This is a genomic window from Hydrogenimonas cancrithermarum, assembly GCF_030296055.1.
GTDB classification, from domain to species: Bacteria; Campylobacterota; Campylobacteria; order Campylobacterales; family Hydrogenimonadaceae; genus Hydrogenimonas; species Hydrogenimonas cancrithermarum.
Genome location: NZ_AP027370.1, coordinates 812,586 through 834,434, shown reverse-complemented (window position 1 = coordinate 834,434; position 21,849 = coordinate 812,586). Strand labels below are relative to the sequence as shown.

18 protein-coding genes are annotated in these 21,849 nt (G+C 54.6%); 14 read left to right on the top strand and 4 right to left on the bottom strand.

The features are described 5' to 3' along the window. The first annotated feature begins 21 nt into the window (after positions 1–21). The 8 genes from QUD54_RS04230 (at position 22) to QUD54_RS04195 (ending at position 11,063) form a co-directional block, all read left to right on the top strand. Entirely contained in the window at positions 22–588 is a 567-nt protein-coding gene (locus QUD54_RS04230) for a ComF family protein (RefSeq protein ID WP_286337716.1), read from the top strand. Between the two features lie 266 nt (positions 589–854). Continuing rightward, complete coding sequence (locus QUD54_RS04225; protein WP_286337715.1) at positions 855–2,342, top strand: DEAD/DEAH box helicase; 1,488 nt, start codon at positions 855–857, stop codon at positions 2,340–2,342. Between the two features lie 6 nt (positions 2,343–2,348). Further along, positions 2,349–3,482 (top strand): BaiN/RdsA family NAD(P)/FAD-dependent oxidoreductase, encoded by a 1,134-nt coding sequence (locus tag QUD54_RS04220; RefSeq protein ID WP_286337714.1) that lies wholly within the window; start codon positions 2,349–2,351, stop codon positions 3,480–3,482. Between the two features lie 7 nt (positions 3,483–3,489). Next, positions 3,490–4,500, top strand: coding sequence for an amidoligase family protein (locus tag QUD54_RS04215; protein ID WP_286337713.1), 1,011 nt, complete (start codon positions 3,490–3,492; stop codon positions 4,498–4,500). Next, a complete protein-coding gene (locus QUD54_RS04210; protein WP_286337712.1) occupies positions 4,482–5,156 on the top strand; it encodes a gamma-glutamyl-gamma-aminobutyrate hydrolase family protein in 675 nt (224 codons plus the stop codon). Before QUD54_RS04215 ends, QUD54_RS04210 begins: the two co-directional genes overlap by 19 nt. Before the next feature lie 58 nt (positions 5,157–5,214). Beyond that, complete coding sequence (locus QUD54_RS04205) at positions 5,215–9,153, top strand: HAD-IC family P-type ATPase (protein WP_286337711.1); 3,939 nt, start codon at positions 5,215–5,217, stop codon at positions 9,151–9,153. Positions 9,154–9,216: 63 nt separating this feature from the next. Continuing rightward, positions 9,217–10,485 carry an MgtC/SapB family protein gene (locus tag QUD54_RS04200; RefSeq protein WP_286337710.1) on the top strand — a complete coding sequence of 423 codons (1,269 nt, stop codon included), beginning with the start codon at positions 9,217–9,219 and terminating at the stop codon, positions 10,483–10,485. An 86-nt stretch (positions 10,486–10,571) separates the two neighbouring features. Continuing rightward, positions 10,572–11,063, top strand: a complete 492-nt coding sequence (locus tag QUD54_RS04195) for a DUF2062 domain-containing protein (protein ID WP_286337709.1) — start codon at positions 10,572–10,574, stop codon at positions 11,061–11,063. A gap of 11 nt (positions 11,064–11,074) precedes the next feature. Here QUD54_RS04195 and QUD54_RS04190 read toward each other — a convergent pair whose 3' ends face one another. Further along, positions 11,075–11,998, bottom strand: a complete 924-nt coding sequence (locus tag QUD54_RS04190) for an esterase-like activity of phytase family protein (protein ID WP_286337708.1) — start codon at positions 11,996–11,998, stop codon at positions 11,075–11,077. 42 nt (positions 11,999–12,040) lie between these two features. On the opposite strand from QUD54_RS04190, the gene dgt reads away from it, so the two are divergent. From dgt to QUD54_RS04165, 5 genes are all read left to right on the top strand, one after another. Beyond that, complete coding sequence (gene dgt / locus QUD54_RS04185) at positions 12,041–13,513, top strand: dGTPase (protein ID WP_286337707.1); 1,473 nt, start codon at positions 12,041–12,043, stop codon at positions 13,511–13,513. 102 nt (positions 13,514–13,615) lie between these two features. Continuing rightward, positions 13,616–13,825 carry a hypothetical protein gene (locus QUD54_RS04180; RefSeq protein ID WP_286337706.1) on the top strand — a complete coding sequence of 70 codons (210 nt, stop codon included), beginning with the start codon at positions 13,616–13,618 and terminating at the stop codon, positions 13,823–13,825. A gap of 12 nt (positions 13,826–13,837) precedes the next feature. Continuing rightward, positions 13,838–14,488, top strand: coding sequence for a carbonic anhydrase (locus QUD54_RS04175; RefSeq protein WP_286337705.1), 651 nt, complete (start codon positions 13,838–13,840; stop codon positions 14,486–14,488). After that, positions 14,485–15,402 carry a ketopantoate reductase family protein gene (locus QUD54_RS04170; protein ID WP_286337704.1) on the top strand — a complete coding sequence of 306 codons (918 nt, stop codon included), beginning with the start codon at positions 14,485–14,487 and terminating at the stop codon, positions 15,400–15,402. Before QUD54_RS04175 ends, QUD54_RS04170 begins: the two co-directional genes overlap by 4 nt. A gap of 14 nt (positions 15,403–15,416) precedes the next feature. Further along, positions 15,417–16,628 carry an APC family permease gene (locus QUD54_RS04165; protein ID WP_286337702.1) on the top strand — a complete coding sequence of 404 codons (1,212 nt, stop codon included), beginning with the start codon at positions 15,417–15,419 and terminating at the stop codon, positions 16,626–16,628. Between the two features lie 4 nt (positions 16,629–16,632). On the opposite strand, the gene QUD54_RS04160 is transcribed toward QUD54_RS04165, so the two are convergent. Genes QUD54_RS04160 through ovoA form a run of 3 tightly spaced genes read right to left on the bottom strand, consistent with a single transcriptional unit; the run spans position 16,633 to position 21,156 of the window. Next, positions 16,633–17,901: an APC family permease gene (locus QUD54_RS04160; protein WP_286337701.1), complete on the bottom strand. Its 1,269-nt coding sequence runs from the start codon at positions 17,899–17,901 to the stop codon at positions 16,633–16,635. After that, complete coding sequence (locus QUD54_RS04155; RefSeq protein WP_286337700.1) at positions 17,894–19,060, bottom strand: MalY/PatB family protein; 1,167 nt, start codon at positions 19,058–19,060, stop codon at positions 17,894–17,896. The genes QUD54_RS04160 and QUD54_RS04155 overlap by 8 nt, the downstream gene beginning before the upstream one ends. Further along, on the bottom strand, positions 19,057–21,156 hold the full coding sequence (ovoA, locus tag QUD54_RS04150; RefSeq protein WP_286337699.1) for a 5-histidylcysteine sulfoxide synthase: 2,100 nt from the start codon (positions 21,154–21,156) through the stop codon (positions 19,057–19,059). Before ovoA ends, QUD54_RS04155 begins: the two co-directional genes overlap by 4 nt. Before the next feature lie 69 nt (positions 21,157–21,225). Between ovoA and QUD54_RS04145 the strand changes: the two genes are divergently transcribed. Beyond that, positions 21,226–21,783, top strand: coding sequence for a DedA family protein (locus QUD54_RS04145; protein WP_286337698.1), 558 nt, complete (start codon positions 21,226–21,228; stop codon positions 21,781–21,783). Positions 21,784–21,849 lie beyond the last annotated feature (66 nt).

The window sequence follows — 21,849 nt, the reverse complement described above, 5'->3', positions numbered from 1 at the left end:
CTCAATGCTCAACACTCGATAATGCGCTGCCTGAGCTGCCGCCGTCTCTCTTTCTCCCTCCTCTGCAGCGTCTGCCGCGAACACTATCTGAAACCCGAACCGCGCATCCGAAAACTCGAAACGGGCCTCGAGGTTATCAGCTTTTACGCCTATGACGAGATCGAGCCCTTTCTTCTGACAAAGCACCTGCCGCACGGCTGGTTCATCTACCGTATACTCGCCAAAGAGGCGTTCAAAGCCTTGTCGCAAACCAAAAGAACGACCTTCGCGATTCCCGTGGACGACGATCCGTCCGGCGGTTACAGCCACACGGCGATACTGGCCAAAGGATTGAAACGGTACGGCTATCGTCCTCTTTTTGGCCGTCTTCATGCCCAAAACCGTCTCTCCTATTCGGGTCAGCCGCTTGCATTCAGAGTTCAAAACCCGAGAGATTTCCGCTATACAGGTCCAACGAATATCGACGCTGTACTGGTCGATGACATCATTACCACGGGGCTGACGCTGAAGGAAGCGCATGGCCGGTTGTTGCAACATGGCGTCGATCTTCTCGGTGCATTCGTTTTGGCGGATGTCGATCGGGCTTGAATCTTGAATTATGGTATAATGCGCCATCCTAACACCTGACCGATATGGTCAGTCCTTCCCGTCGACTACAAATATACTTCATTTCGAGTATGTTTACCAGATGGGCACCGAGGGCACAAAGCTAGGGAGCATGATGTGCGTGCCGTCGGTAAATAGACTTTGATCAATAAAAAACGCATTCTTTTGCCTTGCTACAATCTACCGGTGTGAAAGTATGCCTATACCGTTGGTCGAAGCTATACTTCAATACAAAGAGAACCATAAACATGGAACAAGAGACAATCGAACAACAGACACAAGAAGAGCAGCCGGAGCAATCCACGATGAGTTTTTCCGATTTCGGATTCAAACAGCCGATCATGCGTGCGATCGACCGTATGGGATTCAAAGTGCCGAGCCCGATTCAGGAGAAGGTCATACCTTTGATTCTCGAAGGCCACGATGTCGTCGGACAGGCGCATACGGGTACGGGCAAGACGGCGGCGTTCGGTCTGCCGGCGCTCAACAATATCGAATGGCGCAACGGTGTCGATATGTTGGTCATTACCCCGACGCGCGAACTGGCGACACAGGTGAGTGACGAACTTTTCAGCCTCGGGCGTTTCGCGGGGATTCGCACCGTCAGCGTCTACGGCGGACAAAGTTATCGCCGGCAGCTCGACCTGATCAGTCGTGGGGCACAGGTGGTCGTCGCGACGCCTGGCCGCCTTCTGGATATGCTCAGCAGCGGAAAACTCGAAGATTTCAACCCCTCCATCGTCGTTCTGGACGAGGCCGATGAAATGCTGGACATGGGCTTTCTGGACGACATCAAAGAGATCTTCAGTTATCTTCCGCAGCAGCGTCAAACCCTGCTTTTCTCCGCGACGATGCCCGAACCCATCAAAGACCTGGCACGCCACATCCTGCATGAGCCGAAATTCGTATCCGTTACCAAGAAAGAGACGACCAACAAGGATATCCGCCAGCTCTACTACGTCATCGAAGAGAAAGACCGTGACGATGCGATCGTGAGACTTCTGGATAAAGAGGAGCCCGAAAAGGCGATCGTCTTCTGTCGCATGAAACGCGAAGTCGACCGGGTGGCGGAGCTTCTGCAGGCACAGGGCGTCAACGCCAGAGGCCTTCACGGCGACATGGAGATGCGTGAGCGCATGGAGGTGATCAAAGGGTTCCGCGGGCGAGATATCGACATCCTGGTCGCGACCGACGTCGCGGCGCGCGGGCTCAACATCGAGAACGTCAGTCACGTTTTCAACTATCACATTCCGTTCGATCCGGAGAGCTACGTTCACCGCATCGGCCGTACGGGACGCGCGGGCAAGAAGGGGACGGCGATCACGCTGGTGACCCCTTTGGAGTTCAAAGAGCTCGAGCGTATCCGGCAGAAGGTCGGTACGAAGATGGAGTACGGCTTCGTCGACGAAGGCGGTGAATCTGCGGAAAACGTCGCCGAGCGCTTTCTCGACGCCGTTCGTGAACAGGATATCAACCAGGAAGCGGTGAAGATATACGAAGTGCTCGAGAACGAGATGGCACCCCAAAAAGTTGCCTATAAACTGATCTCCATGATTCTCGACAAGGGTATTTTGTCTCGGCAGGGAAGTGGCATCGGGCTGAGTCAGGATGAGGTCGAGCGTCTGATGGCGATGAGCGGTGTCGGCGAGAAATCGAAAAAAGGCGGCAACCGCAAACGCCGCAGCGGCGGTGGCGGCGGAAATCGCCGAAGAAGCGGTGGCGGCCGTCGCTACTAAACCGTGTTGCCGTATGATCTGATTATCCTGGGAGCCGGTGCGGCGGGCCTGATGGCTGCCGCCCACCAACGCTCGCGAAAGGTGCTCATTCTCGAACACAATTCCCGTCCGGGCGCCAAGATCGCAATCTCGGGCGGCGGACGCTGCAATATCACCAACCAAAATCTCTCATCCTCTTATTATCTAGGCGATCCAAAATTCGTTGAAAAGGTTCTCAACCGATTCGACAACGAAGCGCTGATCGCTTTTTTGCGTCATCATGGTCTCGAACCCGTCGTGCGGAAAGAGTGCCAGTACTTCTGTCCCGATCGTGCACAAGCGTTGACGGACCTGCTGCTTCGAGCAGCGCCATCGGTAGAAATATCGTACGAAACGGAGATCTTTGGAGCCCAAAAACCGGGAGAACTTTTCGTCGTCGAAACTTCCAAAGGAGAGGTTTACGCCAAAAAGCTGTTGATCGCCACCGGGGGGTTGAGTTATTCGAGCGTCGGAGCGACCGGTATCGGTTACGAAATTGCCGAATCGTTCGGGCACGGAATCGTACCGCTGCGCCCCGCCCTTGTCGGGCTGACGCTTCAACCCGAACAGGTATGGATGAAAGAGCTCAGCGGCCTTTCGCTTTCCGTGACCGTTCAGGTTGGGCGGCGCCTGCTCGAAGGCGATATTCTCTTCGCTCACAGGGGTGTCAGTGGCCCTGTGTTGCTCGATGCTTCGCTTTACTGGAACCAGGGAAAAATCACCGTCGATTTTCTTCCGGGGCGAAGATTCAAATCTCTTTTTGGCTCTTCTGCCAAAACGGCCGCTTCGCAGATCCCGCTTCCAAAAAGGTTTGTCAAAGCCTTTTTCAGTGCGCTTGCACTGCCGAATATTCCGTACCGTTCGATGAGGGAAGGGCAGAAACAGCGCCTCTCTCTTTTAAAGTCCTATGCATTCGCACCGGCCGGTACCTTCGGCTATGCCAAAGCGGAGGTGACCAAAGGAGGGGTAGCGACGGATGAAATCGATCCGGAGACGATGCAGAGCCGTCTGGTGGACGGGCTCTATTTCGCGGGCGAGGTTGTCGATGTAACCGGACGGCTGGGAGGCTACAACTTTCAATGGGCTTTCTCTTCAGCCGTCGTCGCCGCAAAAAGTGTATAATTTAATTATGATGCTTGAGAGATTTTTACAGCCGCCGATGCGGACCAATGCCCAGGGAGAGCTCAGAAGTGTCGGTTTCGAACTCGAGTATGCGGGATTGACGCTGACAAAGAGTGCCGCTGTCATCTTGAAGACAGTGGGCGGCAGAGTCGATGTCATCAACCCCTACCACTACAAAATCCGGGATACCGAGTATGGAACTTTTACACTCGTTCTCGATTTTCAGTTTCTCGTGGAGTCGGGACTCGAGCATTGGCTCCACCATATCGGGCTCGATCAGGCACTCGAAAAAGATACCATCGAAGCGATCGAGCGGTTCATCGCGGATTTGAGTGAGACGGTCGTTCCGTACGAAGTTTCGACTTCACCTCTTCCACTGGACAGAATCGATGTGATCGAAACGGTCAAAGAGGCACTGCGGTGTTACGGCGCGATGGGGACGAAAGCCGATCCTCTCTATGCATTCGGATTTCATATCAATCCCGAAGCGGCGCGGATCACGGTGGATGAGATACTCAAGACGCTTCGAGCCTTTTTTCTGCTTTACGATTATCTTGTCGAAACGATCAAGCCCGATATGACGCGGCGTCTGACACCTTACATCGATCCGTTCGACAAAGGGTATATCGAACGGGTACTCGATTCCGCTTACGACCCGACAATGCCGCAGCTTATCGACGATTATCTGGCGTACAACCCGACCCGAAACCGGGCCCTCGATCTGCTGCCGCTGCTGGCATGGATCGACATCGACCGGGTCATGGAGAAGATGGAGGGAGAAAAGATATCGGCACGCCCGACCTATCACTACCGATTGCCGAACTCCCGTGTCGATGAAGCTGCATGGTGTACCTGTGACGCATGGAACAGCTGGGTGCTTGTCGAGAGGCTGGCGAGTGACGAGGTGGCGATGAAAAGGCTCGGTGACCGATTTCTCGAGTATCTCGATTCACCGTTTCACTTTTTTCAAAAAGATCAATGGCTGAAGGAGGTGAAGGCGTGGGTCGAAAAAGGGTAGTCATCGTTACAGGCTCCCAACGGGGGAGTCGGACGGCATGGTATATGAGCCGTTTTCTGCTGGCGCTGTATGGGCTGAAAGCCCGTTTCTTTCATCCTCACTCATGGGACCCCGGTATACGAATGGACGGCGTATTGATAACGGGAGGTATCGACATCGATCCCTCCACGTACGGAGGATACGAGCACCCATCCATCGTGAAAAGCGATCCCAAACGCGATGAGATGGAACTTTTTCTCCTGGAAAGAGCACAACAGGAAAACCTTCCCGTGATGGGTATCTGCCGGGGTATGCAGCTTATCAACCTTTTTCATCATGGAACACTGCATCCTCACATCGAAGATCTTCCGCTCGAACATCCACATCCAAGAACACCTTTGCCGCTGCGGGAGGTAACGATCGAACGGGTATCGCGCCTTCATCAGATTGTCGGTGTTCCGGTACTGAAAGTGAACGCCCTTCACCATCAGGCCGTCGACAGGATCGGAGAAGGGCTTCACGTGGCCGCGTATGATCGTAATGGTATCGTTCAGGCGATCGAACAGCGAGAGGGAAGGTTTGTATTGGGATTGCAATGGCATCCTGAGTTCATGCCCTATGCGTGGCACAGCCGGAAGATATTTGGCGCGTTTGCCACAGCCGTTTCAGGGTCTTGAGAGCTTTTAAGAGAGTTGGGAGTAAAATAGAAAAAGTGATAAAAGTGTAGGACCGGCTATGAATGATCAAGTGTTGGGTGAATTTTTGTTACTGCTCTCTCTTCTATTCGGCCTTACCTATTTTCTTGCCGGTTTTTTCGAACGCCTGAAAATTCCTGGGATTCTCGCGGCGCTTTTCGTTGCAATGGGGCTTCACTATACTGCGATTGGAGAGATTCTGACGACGGGCTTAAATGGCGATATTTTTACCGTTTTGGCGGATCTGGGCGTCCTTTTTCTCCTCTTTTTCATTGGCCTGCAGATCGATATGAAGGAGATGCGTAGCCAAAGCGGCGACATCGTTCTCGCGACGCTGCTCAACACCGTTGTCCCGTTTATGATGGGGGTCGGCGTTATGCTTTGGCTCGGATATGGGTGGTTATTGGCATTCGTCATCGGAATTACCCGTATGCCGACTGCCGAGGCGGTCATCGTTCCGATTCTCGACGAGTTCGATCTTATCCGGACCAAAGTGGGCAACTATATTGTTGGAGCCGGTGTGCTAGACGATGTCATCGAAGTTTTTCTGGTCGCTTTTGTGTCGGTCTGGATTGGCACAAAAACGGGTGTGATTACGAACGATACGAAGGAGATCGTCGATATCGCACTTAATATCGCGATTTTCACCATTGTGGCCTGGTTCGCCCGCCGTTATGTTCTGATACCGCTTTCACACTGGACCCGGATCAAAGTCTCCAATCTGATTATGCTGATGATCATTACGCTTTTCATCTTTGGCGGGTTTGCCGAATATGCCGATCTCGGCCTGGTAGTTGGCGCCATCGTGGCGGGGATACTGATGCATCCCGTCTTTGACGATGCGGGGGTGGCGGGGGAACGTGCGACCCGTGCGATACGGGCTATTGGTTACGGATTTTTCGGCATCGTTTTTTTTCTTTGGGTCGGAATAAGTGTCGATCTGAAAGGGCTGATCGATGCGCCTGAATTGGCGATTTTGCTCTTTTTGGCGGCCTTCGTAGGTAAAATCGTCGGTATTTTTTTGATGGTGCCGATGAAGAAGCTCACTGTCAAAGAGGCATGGACGATCGGTATCGGCCTCAATGCCCGATTGACGACGGAGATCATCGTCGCTAAACTTCTGCTCGATGCACAGTTGATCGATATCGAACTCTTCACGGCACTTGTAGCGGCCTCCTCGGTTTCGACGATTATCGTGCCGCTGACATTCTCCATGCTTGTCGCGAGGTGGCGTCCTGTGTTGGTGGGAGAGATCGCCCCTCCCGTTACATCGGAAACCGAACCGATCGCCGAAGCTCCCGTCGCCTGGCATGCGGAACCGGTCGATGCGCTCCTTCAACTGCTTCGAACCGATCCCAAAAATGGTTTGTCCGTCGACGAAGCGAAGAGGCGCCTCGAGACATTCGGCCCCAACCGAATCGAAGCGGCTCGGCAAGAGAGATGGTACAAAATTCTGTTGCGGCAGTTTACCGATGTACTGATCCTTATTCTCCTGGCGGCGGCGGCGATCGCGTTTGCGATCGGGGAGATGGGCGATGCCGTTACGATTCTGGCGATCGTGATTCTCAACGGTATTTTGGGATTCGTACAGGAGTTCAAAGCCGAAAAGGCGATCGAAGCGTTGCAGAAGATGCTTTCGCCCCGATGCAAGGTGCTTCGTGACGGCAAAGAGGCGGAAATCGACGCGGCCATGCTGGTACCGGGCGATATCGTACTGCTCGAAATCGGCGACCGGGTTCCCGCCGATCTTCGACTGATCGAGGTGGTCAATCTCAAAATCGACGAATCGGCACTCACTGGCGAATCTGTTTCCGTAACCAAAGCGGTCAAAGCGGTGCTGAAGGCGGCGCCACTGGCCGAACGGCGGAGCATGGCATGGATGGGCACGAACGTTACGAACGGCTACGCAAAAGGGATCGTCGTTGCAACGGGAATGAATACGGAGTTCGGCAAGATTGCGAAACTGACCAGTGAAGTGAAGCAGGCACAGACACCGCTTCAGAAGAGATTGGCGCTTCTAGGCAAGAAACTCGGCATTCTCTCCGTCGCCATTTCGGCACTCGTGGCGATCGTAGGGTACCTTTTCGGCAAGGATCTGATGGAGATGTTTCTCACAGGCGTTTCACTTGCCGTGGCCGTCGTACCGGAAGGGCTTCCCGCCGTCGTGACGATCACGCTGGCGCTCGGTGTCAAGGCGATGGTGCGCCGGCATGCACTGCTTCGGCGTCTTCAGGCGGCCGAAAATCTCGGAAGCGCCAATGTCATCTGTACCGACAAAACGGGAACTCTGACACAGAACCAGATGACGGTCAAAAAGATCTGGCTGTTCAATGGAGAGATCGACGTGACCGGAAGCGGGTACGATCCTGCCGGGCATTTCGAAACGCATGGCGAACGGGTCAATTACAAAGGGCGGAAAGACCTGTTGCTGCTTCTGAAAACCGGGCTGCTCTGCAACCACGCTTCTTTACGCAAAGAAAAAGATGGATGGAAAATCGCCGGAGAACCGACGGAAGCCTCTTTGATCGTTGCGGCGTACAAAGCTTGGCTGGTTCCCGGGGAGCCGAAAATCGTCAGTGAATTTTCGTTCAATTCCGAACGTAAGCGGATGACGGTCATTGTGGAGGAAAAAGGGCAGAAAGTCGCTTATGTCAAAGGGGCACCCGAAGTGTTGTTGGCGCGTGCATCGCACTATTTCGACGGCAACGACAGGAAGCCGCTCGATACACATATGCGAAAAGCTTTCGAAGAGGGCTATGTCGAGCTGGCCAAACGTGGATTGCGGACGCTCGCCATGGCCAAGCGGGTGTTGCCGCCCGAGACGAAGTTGGATCCCGAAGATGTGGAAAAGGATTTGACGCTGTTGGGGGTCGTTGGTATTATCGACCCGCCGCGCCCGGAGGTGCCCGAAGCGATTCGTACGGCACAAAGAGCCGGTATCCGTGTCGTCATGATCACCGGTGACGCACCGTTGACGGCACTGGCGATCGCCAAGGAGGTAGGACTCGATGCGACGCGGGCAGTGACCGGCAGTGAACTTGCCGGCATGGAGGACGAAGAACTGAGCAGGGCGCTCAAAGAGGGTGTCATCTTTGCCAGAACCACGCCCCAGGACAAATTACGTATCGTCAAAGTCCTTCAGCGAGAGGGACTGGTTACGGCGATGACGGGGGATGGCGTCAACGATGCGCCGGCGCTCAAACAAGCCGACATCGGAATCGCCATGGGACGGCGGGGAACGGATGTCGCCAAAGGAGCCGCCGACATGATTTTGTTGGATGACAATTTCGCCTCGATCGTGGGAGCCGTCAAGGAGGGTCGACGACAGTATGACAACATCAAAAAATTCGTTACCTATCTTCTCTCTTCCAATACAGGCGAGGTGATCGCGATATTCGTCAACATCCTGTTGGGAGGGCCGCTGATTCTGCTGCCGGTACAGATTTTGTGGATGAACCTCGTCACAGACGGATTGACGGCTGTGGCACTCGGGCTCGAACCGGCGGAAAAAGGGATCATGGAGCGGCCACCCCATTCGGTCAACGCCCCGTTTCTGGAGCTTCGCGGGATTTTGATGATCATTTTGCTTGGTGGCTATATCGGTGGTGGTTCACTTTGGCTTTTCCACCATTATCTCACATCCGGCCTTCCGGAGCATGAAGCGGTGGCACTGGCGCAGACAGTCGCCTTTACCGGCATCATCGTTCTCGAAAAGATGAATGTCTTCAACTACCGAAGTCTGCATGCCCCGATACCGGTCATCGGTTTTTTTACGAATCCGTGGGTGCTCGGTGCGTGGATGTTGACGGTCGGTGCGCAGGTGGCTGCCGTCTATGTACCGTTTTTGCAAAACGCTCTGCATACGGTACCGCTGCGATGGGAGGATTGGCTTCTCATCTTCGAAGTGGCACTTCCGATCTTTGTCGTGGTAGAATTGTACAAAGCGTTCGAGTGGTGGGTTCTGAAAAAGAGAAGTTGAGACGGAATACGGCGATTGCGTCATACCAAAGGAAGTTCGTTTCTTCGATCGAAGGAGAGTGATGTGGATTATGCGATACTGAAATCGCTTTTTATCGTACTGGTACTCGGATTCATGATCGGGATGCAGCGTACGATGACCTATCTCTACAAAGGGGAACAGGCTTTCGCCGGAAGCCGTACTTTCGCACTTATCGCGTTGGGAGGGTTCCTCTCCGGCTGGATCGAAAAGTACGTTCATGGTTTCGTACTCGCATCGACCCTCGTTTTCGCATCGATGGTCGCGATCTCTTACATCATGAAAGTGAAACAGCAGAACAAATGGGGTATGACGACACAGATCGCCGCATTGGTCACGTTTTTTCTCGGAGTGATGGTGTGGTATCATCTGGAAAACTACGCCATCTTCATCGGAGTCGTCATCATCGTTCTGCTCGAAATCAAACCGAGGCTACAGCAGTTCGAAACCCATATCAGCCCAACCGACATTCACGCCGTGACTTTGCTCCTGGCGATGAGCTTCATCGTACTTCCGGTGCTGCCGGACGAAATGGTCGGACCCTATCATCTCTTCAATCCCTACAAAACCTGGCTCATGGCCGTCATCATCGCAGGCATCTCGTTCATCGGTTATGTGGCGATAAAAGTCTTGGGACAAAAACATGGCGTCTTCTTGACCGGTGCGGCGGGAGGGCTCATCTCTTCGACGGCCGTATCGATCTCGCTCTCACGGATGTTCCGGCACCAGTATACGCTCATCAACAATTATGCCGGAGGCATCGCGGTCGCTTCGACCTTCATGTATTTCCGTGTCCTTTTCGAAGCGTTCGTTATCCATCCCGAGTTGGCTTGGCGTCTGACGCCCGCTTACATGGGGGCGGCTCTGAGTGGTTTGGCTTTCAGCTACTGGCTCTACATTCACTCCAAGGCTGCGGAGATCACGTTCGAAGCCCCCGCGATCACCAAAAATCCGCTGCAGTTGAGCGAAGCGATCAAATTCGGCATACTCTTCGGTATCGTTTACGGAGCCATCGCATTCGTGCAGACACGGTACGGGAATGTCGGAGTCTATGTGGTGTCTCTCTTTTCAGGGATCACCGATGTGGATGCCATCACACTTTCGCTGAGTCAGATGGCCAAAGAAGAGAGGCTCGAAACGATCGCGTCGATGAACGGCATCGTTATCGCGTCCGTCGTCAATTCCCTCGTGAAACTGGGTATCGTCTACTGGCTCGGAGGGGTTAAACTGGGCTGGAGGATGACACAGTTTTTCGTTTTGACATTGGGCGTCATGGGGGCGGGACTTTTTATCGGTGAAATGTGGATCCCTTGATACCGGTTGACAAAAATTCTATAATTTAGAAGAGAGAGGAGAGAAAGATGGAACGCACAGCAGTCGGGAAGATGCCGGTATCGTAGATGGTCAGAAAAGTATTCAAACAGAAAAAACGCAACAAAAAAATCGATGCGTTCATCGAAAAGTACAAAATTCCACGGGAGTATCTCTCCGTCAACAGAAAATCGGTGACCAAAGCGCTGTTGGTGGGGATCTTCATAGCGTTCATTCCGATGCCGTTTCAAATGCTCGCCGTATTGGCGGTTTCACCTTTCGTTCGCTTCAACATTCCCATCGCCATCTCGATGGTTTGGCTCTCCAACCCTTTGACGATGCCGCCGATGTATTATATGGAGTATCTGACGGGAACGTGGCTGTTCGGTATGGAGCCGCTGCACGATGTCCAGATGACGCTGGAGTGGTTTAAAGAGAACCTGGATGAAATCTTTATACCCCTCTATGCCGGAACCCTCTTTTACTCCGTGGTCGTTTCCGTCACCGTCTATTACGGTGTCAACTGGCTATGGATCCACTCGGTACACAAAGAGCGGAAAACGAAAAAAGCCAAGCGGTAGCCGAGCGAATTTCAGTCGGATTTAGGGAAAATTTCAAAAAGAACCAGTACCGTTTTTTGAAACGGATTGCCGTTGTCGTCGCTGATCATCAGGTATCGGTTGGCTTCGACGTGTGTCAGACCTTCGAAATTGTCCAGATGCCACCCCTGCTCGCTGTCGAGGTCGGCGAGGCGTTCTGTGCGACATACCTTCTGCTCGCAGCTACGGCTGTGTACCCGGCTCAAAATGGTGCGTCTTCTTCGCGTCAGCCAGTCGTAACTGCGCTCTAGCACCAGAAAATCACCGTTTGGCATCACTTCGATCGCGGTGAGCGCCGCGGTGGCGGGGAAGCGCCATCTGCGCATTTTCGCATAGATCGTGTGAAAGGCGGCATCTTGCTTTTCGAGTGGACGTTCCGGTGCCGTGACGATGCCGTAGACTGGATGCCGGGCCACCCCTTCGAGCATGCTGTTTTTACCCCGGTAGTGTGACTTTTTTTGCAAAATTTTTGAAATTTTCACTTTTTCCATATACCCTCCCCGAGGAGTGTACAAAACGATTCTCGGTTTGCGTTCGAAGCTTACGGCAAGCCCTTTGGGCGTAAGGGCCAGCCCCTCCGCATCACGCCACTTTTTGCCATGAAGTGGCCGGCCTGATTCGTCTTTCAGGCGATGGCGCTTCAAGAGTGCGACGTGCTCGATTTTTCCGTTGCCGATACGCAGTTTCATGACGTAGAGATACCCTTCGTCACTGATGGCGTAAAGGGTTTTCGTTTCGGAATCGTAGGCGAGGTCGGAAACGCCTGTGAACGGTATGCCGTTTTTGGGAGAAAAACGGATCGCTTTCGCATCCAGGATTTCGACCATCCGCTTCGCCGAAGCGGGTGAGAGGTCGTATTTTTCCATGTCGGCATGGAGCGATCCGAAAAGAATGGACAGGAATAGGATGATTTTCATAGATTGAGTATACCTCAAAGTTGCGATTGGTATAATGACACTATGATCGATTATCGTAAAAAGCTGACCACCGACAGGAAACTCTACCCGATCGACGATATCGAAGATTCGTTCGAAAGCGACCGTGGACGTATCATGACCTCGCCGGCGTTTCGGCGCCTTCAGAAACGTACACAGGTCTTCGCACTGGAACTCAACGCGGCGGTACGAAGTCGGCTGACCCATTCTCTGGAGGTGCAGCAGACGAGCCGTTTCATCGCCAGAACGGTTTTGAAAAAGTTGCGGGAGCGTGGCGGGTTGGAAGCGTGTGGGCTCGCGGGGCTCGAGCACGCCTTCGTCTCCGTCGCGGAGATGGCTGCCCTGCTGCACGATATCGGCAACCCGCCTTTCGGCCATTTTGCCGAAGAGGCGATCAACACGTGGGTGGCGACCGAAGCGCCCGGGATCGTCGACAGAGTTCTGGGGCCGGCCGAGGAGAGCCGAGCGTTCAGGCAGATGCTGCTCGACGACCTCGCCAGCTTCGACGGCAACGCTCAGGCGATCCGGATGGTCGAGAAGCTGCAGAGGCTCAATCTCTCCTATAGCCAGACGGCTGCCGTGCTCAAATATACGCGGGGCGCATTCGAAGCGAAGCCGCCAAGAAGCGATGAACTCTCCTACCTGAAAAAGAAGCCAGGATTCTACTATGCCGAGAAGGGATTTGTCGAGGAGATGACGAAAGCTCTCTCGATGGCACCTGGCGCCCGTTTTCCCATTACCTACATCATGGAGGCGGCGGACGATATCTCCTACCTGACAGCCGATCTCGAAGATGCCGTGGACAAGGGAATTTTGAGTCTGGACGAGGTCTATCGGCTCATTTTGGAAGAGTCCAGGCGTATGAACGAAATGGTCGGCAGCGACGAGCGGTGGTTCGAAGATGTGGTCGAAAGGCTTTACAAAAAGGCGCAAAAGGACGACAAGCCTTACCGCTTCAACCTCTTTCTGACGCTGATGCGCGCAGAGTTGACGCGCGGACTGGTGGAGCATGTGGCGCAAAACTATCTCGACAACCACCAGGCGGTCTTCGATGGCAGGTTCAACCATGCGTTGCTCGAGCTCGATCCGACTTCGCCTTACGGTATCGCGGTGGATGTGTTGCGAAACATCTCGATTCGCCACATCTATCAACACCGCGAAGTGGAGACGCTGGAGCTTAAGGGGCACGCGATTTTGATGGGATTGCTGAACCTCTACCGGCCGATCCTCGAAATTCCCGCCGAGGCGCTCGAAAAACTCTGCAACGACGAAAAAGTCGATACGCTTCTGGCACAGAAACTCTTCCGGCGTCTGCCCCAAAAGCATATCGTCGCCTATCAAAAGAGTGTCGAGTCGATCGATGCCTCTATGGACGGGAAGTGTCGAAGGATATTGGAGTGGTACTACCGGATGCGCCTGCTGCTCGACTACATCAGCGGGATGACCGACGATTTCGCACTCAAAGAGTTTCAGGAGCTATCGGCCATCTCTCTTTGATACGACATTTCCGGGTGACATATGCATAAGTGGAACGGTTAAAGAAGAAAGTGTAGATGCGAGTGATATAATCGAAAAAAAAACGAGTGGAAGGAAAAATGGATGGATGCACAGCATAAAGAGTTCGAGAAGATGAAGGGTGAGATCGAAACCGAAATCCGGGCGATCTTCAAGGCCAATATGAAGATATTCGACTGGGATATTCCTGAAAACGACGACCGTGAGTCGGCACGGCTCATCATCACGGCGATGGAAGAGGCGATCGACAGGCTGAAAGAGGAAGTCGAAGCCGGTAAGTACGACAACTACTGAGAGAGGTGCTGTATGAAACCGGAACACTGGGAAAAAGGGGTCGAAGCTTTTAAAACGATCCATTTCAAAAAGCATGAAGAGGATTTTCTGGAGCTTGTAGAAAAGGGGCAGAACCCCAAAGCGCTCTTTATCGGATGCAGTGATTCGCGTGTGCTTCCGAATCTCATCACCTCGACGGGGCCGGGCGACCTTTTTGTCGTTCGAAACGTAGGCAACTTCGTGCCGCCCTTCAAGCCCGACAACGACTTCCATTCGACGGCGGCGGGGATAGAGTATGCAGTGAAACATTTGGAAGTGGGGGAGGTCATCGTCTGTGGGCACAGCGATTGCGGAGCGTGCAAGGCGCTTTACGAAGATCACAGCGGCCACGAGGAGGATATGATCCACACGATCAAGTGGCTCGAACTGGGCGAGCCGGCCAAAACGCTGGCGCTCAAGAGCGTTCCGACCGGAGATCGTGCGGAACTTCTGGAGGCGACGGAGAAGTTTTCGGTGATCTTTCAGCTGCAAAATCTTCTGACCTATCCCAATGTCAGAGAAAGAGTGGCCGAAGGGAGACTCTACCTGCATGGATGGTATTACCGTCTCGACAGCGGGGAGGTGGAGTATTACGATCCCGACGACCACACCTTCCGCCCGCTGGTGAAAGGAAGCGGTCAGTGAAGATCGCCATTGTCGGAGCGGGTGGTGTCGGTGGATTTCTGGCGGCGATGCTGGTACGTGCAGGGGAAGAGGTTTTTCTTGTCGCACGCGGAAAACATCTGGCGGCGATCCGCGAAAAGGGGATCTGTGTCGAATTGAACGGCGAGCGGATTTGCAGCAAACCCCGTTCCCTTTCCGACGATCCGGCCGATTTCGCGACGACGATGGATGCCGTGCTCTTCTGTACCAAGGGGTACGACCTCGAAAACGCCGCCGAATCGGTGCGTCCAGTCGTGAATGCGAAGACGCTGCTGGTGCCGCTTGGAAACGGTGTCGGCAATGCCGAAACGTTGAAGCGGCTTTTCCCCGACAATCCGGTCGCCAACGGAGCGATCTACATCGTTTCGCATATCCGATCTCCCGGTGTCGTTGCGGTCAAAGGGAAAGGGGCCTATGTGGTCATCGGAGTCGACGGGAAAATTCCCGAAGCGGTCGAGCGTCTGGGGCGCACATTGAAACGGGCGGGTATCAGGACGAAAGTGAGCGATACCGTGACGACCGATGTCTGGAAAAAGTATCTGCTGATCGCCGCACTGGCGACGCTGACGAGCTGCTACGGCAAACCGATGGGAGCGATCGTCGAGGAGCACCGCGACGAACTCGATGCGATACTGCACGAGATTCTGGCCGTGGGGCGTGCCGAAGGCGCGATACTGGACGAAAGCAACATCGCACGGGTGATCGAACAGGTTGCAAAGGTGCCCTACGATTCGCCCACTTCGATGTGGCTCGACTTCGAAGCGGGCGGAGAGACGGAGCTCGAGCAGCTGAGTGGGTATATCGTGGAAAAAGCCAACGTTCACGGCATCGATGTACCTCTCATGAAAAAGTGCTATGAAGCACTGAAAAAAGAGGGTTCGCCTTCTTCGGTGTGATGGAGGGAGTCGAAATGACTGGAAATATCGTCGTCATCGCCGTCACGCTTCTGATCACGACCCTTCTTTTTTCCAAGCCGGTCGAAAAAAGTGGATGGTGGACGGCCATGGCGATTCCACTCGCTTCGATTATCGGGAGCGGTTTTTTGGTCATCGCGCCGATCCTGCAGATGAGTGTCGGGCGGCTGGCGGTCTTCGCTATGGCATCGCTGGTCCTCGTAGCCTATGCGATCGGTTCCGCCATCCGTTTCAACATCCGCTATGTCGAACCGAAGCTGGCAGCCGGTACGCTTCACGCCGTGGCGTTGACGTTCGAACGTTTTTCGGAGTGGGCGCTCGCATTCGCCTATATCGTGTCGGTCACCTACTACCTCACACTCTTTGGCGACTTTCTCCTTCGCGGTGCTGGCATGGTCGACGAGACGCTCGCCCGCACCGTCACGACAGCCGTCATACTCTTCATCGCCTTCTACGGCCATCACCGGGGTTTCAACTTTCTGGACAAATTCGAAGCGCTGAAACTCGGTATCATCGCCGGTCTGCTGGCGGGGCTCGCCTACGGCAATTATGTCGCATGGGAGGATGGCATCTGGCATCTGCCACCCGGCGGCGACACCCCCGGGCTCCATGAGTTTCGTATGGTGCTGGGAATGCTCATCGTCGTTCAGGGATTCGAAACGTCGCGCTATCTGGGCGAAAAGTTTCCGCCGGAGCTTCGCATTCGCACCATGCGCTACGCCCAGTGGGTTTCGGGCGCTATCTATGTGCTCTATATTGCGCTGATGCTCTACTACTTCAACTACCCCCTCCCTCAGAGCGGCCAAGATACGGCCATCATCAACCTTTCGGTCCAGATCGCGACGATTCTGCCGATTCTGCTCGTCTCACTGGCGCTGATCGCCCAGTTCGATGCGGCAGTGGCGGATGCACAGGGAGGAAGCGGTCTTCTGGAAGAGTTGAGCGAAAAGCGGATCACCCAGGGGGTCGGCTATATGGTCATCGCGGCAGGGGGCCTTCTCATCATCTGGACCTCCAACGTTTTCGAAATCATCACCTATGCATCCCGGGCGTTTGCGCTCTACTATGCGCTTCAGAGTATGGTGGCTGCGATGACGGCGTTCAAACACGACGATATCCCTGGGCGCATGGCGAAATTTTTCGGCTATACGCTTGTCGCGTCGATCGCTCTTTCGGTCGTGATTTTCGGTATCCCCGCGGAAGGATAGCGGATCATCTCTTGGTCATGCGGAAGATGAAAAAGAGCAGCGCGATCAATAGATAGATCATTCCGATATCGATCAGCGTCTTTGGATTTTCATGGTAGAGGTGGTAGAGCATGAGCCCGATCGTTCCGCTCATCAGGAGAATGGATGCGGTGACGATGAAGATGTTGGAGCCCGTTTTTCGCCGAAGTATGAAGTTTGCCACGCCGACAGCCAGCGAGACGAGCAAGAAGGTGATGCTGGAAAAGGCGACGATACTTTCGAGTTCTCCGAAAAGTACGAAGAGTGCGGCGAGGATGAACATCAGAAGCAGCGCGTAGTAGGGGATCATCTTGTGGTTTCTTCGTGCAAGGATCGATGGAAAAATGCCGTCGTGGGCGATGTCGGCGAGCATCCGGCTCGCACCGAAAAGTGTGCCGTTGATCGCACTGCCGGTGGCCAGGAGCGCGGCGATGGATGCGAGAACGAATCCCCACTCCCCGAAGATCGGCTTGAGCGCTTCGGCGATCGCGTACTCTTTGGAGGCCTGAATCTCTTCATGTGTCAGAACGCCCATGACGGAGATGGCCAGCGTGATGTAGATGAGCGTGACGATGAGAATCGAAAGGTAGATCGACAGCGGTGTGTTGCGTTCGGGATCCTCGGTCTCGACGACGGTGTTGGTGATTAGTTGGAACCCTTCGAACGCGACGAAAACGAGTGCACCGCTGAGCAGGATAGAGGAGAACCCTTTGTCGAAAAGGGGCCTGAAATGGGCGGGTTCGATATAGAAGAGCCCGACGATGCCGAGGGTCATCATAATCGCCACCTTGAAAAAGACGATGACATCTTCGCTTTCGCCCGTTTCGCGGACTCCCTGCAGATTGATGAAAAGAAAGATCGATAGGATGAGAAACGCCAGAAGTATCCGGATGGGAACGTTGTCGGCATATCCCAACATCGCGGAGCCGTAGGCGCCGAATGTGTAGGCGTAAAGCGCCAATGTCCCGATGTAACCGATGATGACGCTCCATCCGACGAAGGCCGCGATCATCGGTTTGTTCGCGAAGGCGTGCCGAAGGTAGGTGTAACTGGCGCCATCCTGCCGATAGGTGACGGCCAGCCTGGCATAGTTGTAGCCTGCGAACATCGCGATGATACCGCCCATCACGAAGACGAAAACGGTGGCGTGTCCGGCGATGGCGTTGGCGAGCCCCATGACCGAAAAGATTCCGCCGCCGATCATACTTCCGATACCGATGGCGATGAGCTCCTTGAGGCCGAGTTTGTCATGCATCTTCGTACTCCGCTTCTTTCAGCCGCCCCATCGCCTCTTCGAGTATCGGACGCGGGCATCCGATATTGAGGCGCATGAAGCCGCTGCCGCCGCTTCCGAAACTGAGACCTGTGTTGAGGCCCAGTTTCGCCTTTTCGACAAAAAATTTCTCGAGTCTCTCGTCATCCATCCCCAACGCTTGGCAATCGAGCCACATCAAGTAGGTCGCTTCGGGTGAGATGGGCCGAATGGCGGGCATTTCACGTGCCAAAAAGCCGGTGACGAAGTCGATGTTGCCCTGAAGGTAGGCCAGCAGCGCTTCGAGCCACGTTTCACCCCCTTCATACGCTGCCATCAGCGCTTCGACGCCAAAGAGGTTTCCCATGGTCAGGTCGTAACGGCGCAGTTCGGTTTCGAAACGGCGTCGGAGCGAGTCGTTCGAGATGATCGCGTAGGCGGTGTTCAGCCCTGCAATGTTGAAGGTTTTGGAGGGGGCGTTCAGTGTAATCGTGATGTCGGCGACTTCAGGCGAAAGAGAAGCGGTGGGAATGTGGCGGTTTCCTGCGTAGACGATATCGGCATGGATCTCGTCGCTTACGATGAGGCACTTCTCTTCGAGACAGATGTGTACCATCGTTTCGAGCTCTTCGTGGCGCCAGACGCGGCCTACCGGATTGTGGGGCGAGCAGAGGATGAAGAGTTTCGCCTCTTTCGCCTTTTTTCTGAAGTCGTCGAAATCGATTTCGTAGCGGCCGTTTTCGAAGCGGAGCCGGTTTTCGAGCGAACGTCTGCCGTGGTTTTTCGCCAGACGGAAAAAGGGGTGGTAGACGGGCGGCTGAATCAAAATGGCGTCGTCCGGTTCGGTGAGGGCTGTGACGAGAAAGTCGAGGGCGGGCACGACACCGGGTATCGGGATGATCGTCTCCCGTTGGATCTTCCAGCCATGCCGCTGCCGCATCCAGCGCACGATCGCTTCGAAAAAGCGATCGGGGTAGACCGTGTACCCGTAAATCGGATGTCCTGCACGCCGCTGGAGTGCCTGCACGACACATTCCGGCGAAGGGAGGTCCATGTCGGCGACCCAGAGCGGGAGGAGGTCGTCGGTGCCGAACTTCGCTTCGCGTTCGTCGTATTTGACGCTGTAGGTGCCTGCACGGTCGATGATACGGTCGAAGTTCACTGCTTCTCCCAGATACTCATCTGCGCCACCGAGTGCTGGAACTTTCGGGCTGTTTCCCGGATGACGAATTCGACGTCGCGCGTCTCGACGAGGCGGAAAGCGGGTTCGAGGTGCGCCTCGAGCCCCTCGAGTGTCGTGACCGGTTCGCCGTCTCTCTTGAAGCCCCCGAGCCATTTGGCTTTCGGGGTGTATGCCTCGAGCCAGGTGTAGGGGGAGGTGAGCACCAGGATGCCGCCGCCGTTGATGCGTTCCGTGATGTCGCGCAGAAACTTTGCCGGGTCGTAGAGGCGGTCGATGAGGTTGCCGGCGAAGACGAGGTCGTAGCCGGTGAAGATGGGCTTGAGGTTGCACGCGTCCGCTTGCCAGAAATCGACGCGATCGGCAACGTTCGCCAAACGTTCCGGCAGCACCGCTTCCATATACTCGACCAGCTCCCCTTCGGTCGGTATCTGATAGCGGATGCGTCCCGCGTTTCGCATTTTTTCGGCCATGCCGATGAAACGGGCGGAGAAGTCGAGCCCCGTTACCTTTTCGAAAGCGGTTGCCAGTTCGAAAGTGCTGCGTCCGATCGCGCAGCCGATGTCCAGTGCCCGTTTGCGCGGCTTGCCTACACTCGTTTCGATACAGATTTTCGCGCAGGTTTCGGGATAGTTGGAAATGCCGAAATATTCGCGGCCCCAGCCGAACTCGCAGTATTGGCTCACCTGCGTATCGGACTCGTAGGATGCCGATCCGACACGCTCTTGGTAGTCGCTCTCGACGTAACGGAACCCCGCATGTTGGTAGAAGTGGCGGCGGAAAGCGTAGCGGGCGCTTTTCAGTGTTTCGTTGCCGGTACTGACGAACGAACCTCCTTTGATGAGGTTGTGGCGAGTGTCGAAAGTCGGTGTCGTGAAGTCGTCGTAGACCGGATGCACTTCGAAACCCTCGAAGGGGTAGATGGGGGTTTCGGTCCACTGCCAGACGTTTCCGACGGCATCGAAGAAGTCGCCATGACGAAACTCCGTGACGGGGCAGGCGGAGGCGTAGTGCTCGAGGTTGATGTTGGCGGGCGCTTTTTCGCCCCATTCAGGTACGTCGGGTACATTGCATCGCGCATAGAGGCGATACCATTCGTCTTCGGTCGGCAGGCGCAGCTTTTTGCCCCTCTTTTCGCCGAGCCAGTTGCAAAACGCTTTCGCTTCATGGTAGTTGACGTCGACGGGCCAATCCATCGGCATCTCGATGATTTCGGCAAGCGCACGGTAGCGGTAGCCCTTTTCGGCAGGAATCCAGAAGAGGGGGTGTTTCGCCTTTTTGAAGTTGCGCCATGCCAGCCCCTCCTCTTCCCACCATTCGTCGTTTTCGTAGCCGCCCGCTTCGACGAACGGCATGTATTCGGCGTTGGTAACGAGATATTTGGAGGCTTTGAAGTCGGGGATATCGGCTTCGTGGTGGCCGTATTCGTTGTCCCATCCGTAGAAGTCGTCGTTTTTCGCTTTGCCGATGACCACCTTTTTGCCGGGAACGGGGAGCAGCGTGTTGTCAGGTGCGTCGCCGCTTATCCTGCAGCGGGGCCAATCGGAACGTGGCTGCACCAGTGAGATGTCGGTCTGACGGATCAAGACCGACGAGGTTTCAATGTGAATGCGCTCGTGCTCGATCCCCATTAGAATGACCCACCACGGCGATTCCCATGTGATCGGCAACTCGAGGGGCAGACTCGAGATGAGACGGTCGACGAGTTCTCGGACTTTGTCGCGGTAGGCGCGCGTCGCGTCGACGCTCGGCCAGTCGTAGTGCGCCTCGTTCAGATCGTCCCAGCTCATTTCGTCGACGCCGACGGCGAAGACCGACTCCAGTTTCGGGTCGATCCGTTCGTCGATCATCTTCGCCAAAAGCAGTTTGTTGACGAAAAAGACGGCGGTGTGGCCGAAGTAGAAGATGTGCGGGTGGCGAAGCGGTTCGGGCCGATGATAGAAAACATCGTCGTTTCTGAGCAGAGTGAAAAGCGATTCGAACGTATCGAACGCCGCATGGAAATAACGGCGTATCTCTTCCCGTTTCGTTTCGGGGTCGTTTCCGTAGAGTGAAGGCGGTCGCATAGTCGGAATCATAGAACGCTCTCTCCCGTTTTTTGCCTATTTTAACCAAACAGGATAAAATCACGGCTAAAAAGGCCTGACTTGGAAGAGATTCTCAACAATTTGACGACCTATGGATATATCATCCTCTTTTTCTACTCACTGGGGGGCGGATTTTTCGCACTCGCTGCGGCCGGGGTGCTTGCATCGATGGGCAAGATCGATCTCGCCACGAGCATCGCCGTCGCGTTTATCGGCAACTTCATCGGCGACCAGGCGCTGCTGCTCTTTACGCGGGCGAACAGACACCAGATGCTGGAGTATTTGAAAAAACACCGAAGAAAACTCGCCTATTCGCATCTTTTGATGAAAAAATACGGCACATGGGTCATCTTTTTGCAGAAGTACATCTATGGCGTCAAAACACTTGTGCCTATCGCTATCGGGTTGACACGGTACGATGCGGTGAAATTCGGGATACTCAACTTTTTGGCGGCGGCGGTCTGGGCCGTGACAATCGGTTCGGTTTCGTACCTTGGAGGGAAAACGGTTCTTTCGATGCTGGATAGGGCGAAGGAGAATCCATGGGTGCTGCCGTTGATCGGCGGAGCGATTATCGTTTCCATAGCTTTTCTGATCACAAGAGCGGTTCGCAAATGAACGAGAGGAGAATGCGTTAACTTTTTCCGGAGCGATGCCGATTTCTGATGAAATGAAATGGGGATG

Excerpts from the sequence above, each read along its gene's own strand:
- dgt (WP_286337707.1), top strand. The coding sequence starts at position 12,041 with ATGATCGATTATCGTAAAAAGCTGACCACCGACAGGAAACTCTACCCG.
- QUD54_RS04165 (WP_286337702.1), top strand. The coding sequence starts at position 15,417 with ATGACTGGAAATATCGTCGTCATCGCCGTCACGCTTCTGATCACGACC.
- QUD54_RS04215 (WP_286337713.1), top strand. The coding sequence starts at position 3,490 with ATGATGCTTGAGAGATTTTTACAGCCGCCGATGCGGACCAATGCCCAG.
- QUD54_RS04225 (WP_286337715.1), top strand. The coding sequence starts at position 855 with ATGGAACAAGAGACAATCGAACAACAGACACAAGAAGAGCAGCCGGAG.
- QUD54_RS04190 (WP_286337708.1), bottom strand. The coding sequence starts at position 11,998 with ATGAAAATCATCCTATTCCTGTCCATTCTTTTCGGATCGCTCCATGCC.
- QUD54_RS04175 (WP_286337705.1), top strand. The coding sequence starts at position 13,838 with ATGAAACCGGAACACTGGGAAAAAGGGGTCGAAGCTTTTAAAACGATC.
- QUD54_RS04160 (WP_286337701.1), bottom strand. The coding sequence starts at position 17,901 with ATGCATGACAAACTCGGCCTCAAGGAGCTCATCGCCATCGGTATCGGA.
- ovoA (WP_286337699.1), bottom strand. The coding sequence starts at position 21,156 with ATGATTCCGACTATGCGACCGCCTTCACTCTACGGAAACGACCCCGAA.
- QUD54_RS04195 (WP_286337709.1), top strand. The coding sequence starts at position 10,572 with ATGGTCAGAAAAGTATTCAAACAGAAAAAACGCAACAAAAAAATCGAT.
- QUD54_RS04230 (WP_286337716.1), top strand. The coding sequence starts at position 22 with ATGCGCTGCCTGAGCTGCCGCCGTCTCTCTTTCTCCCTCCTCTGCAGC.
- QUD54_RS04180 (WP_286337706.1), top strand. The coding sequence starts at position 13,616 with ATGGATGCACAGCATAAAGAGTTCGAGAAGATGAAGGGTGAGATCGAA.
- QUD54_RS04205 (WP_286337711.1), top strand. The coding sequence starts at position 5,215 with ATGAATGATCAAGTGTTGGGTGAATTTTTGTTACTGCTCTCTCTTCTA.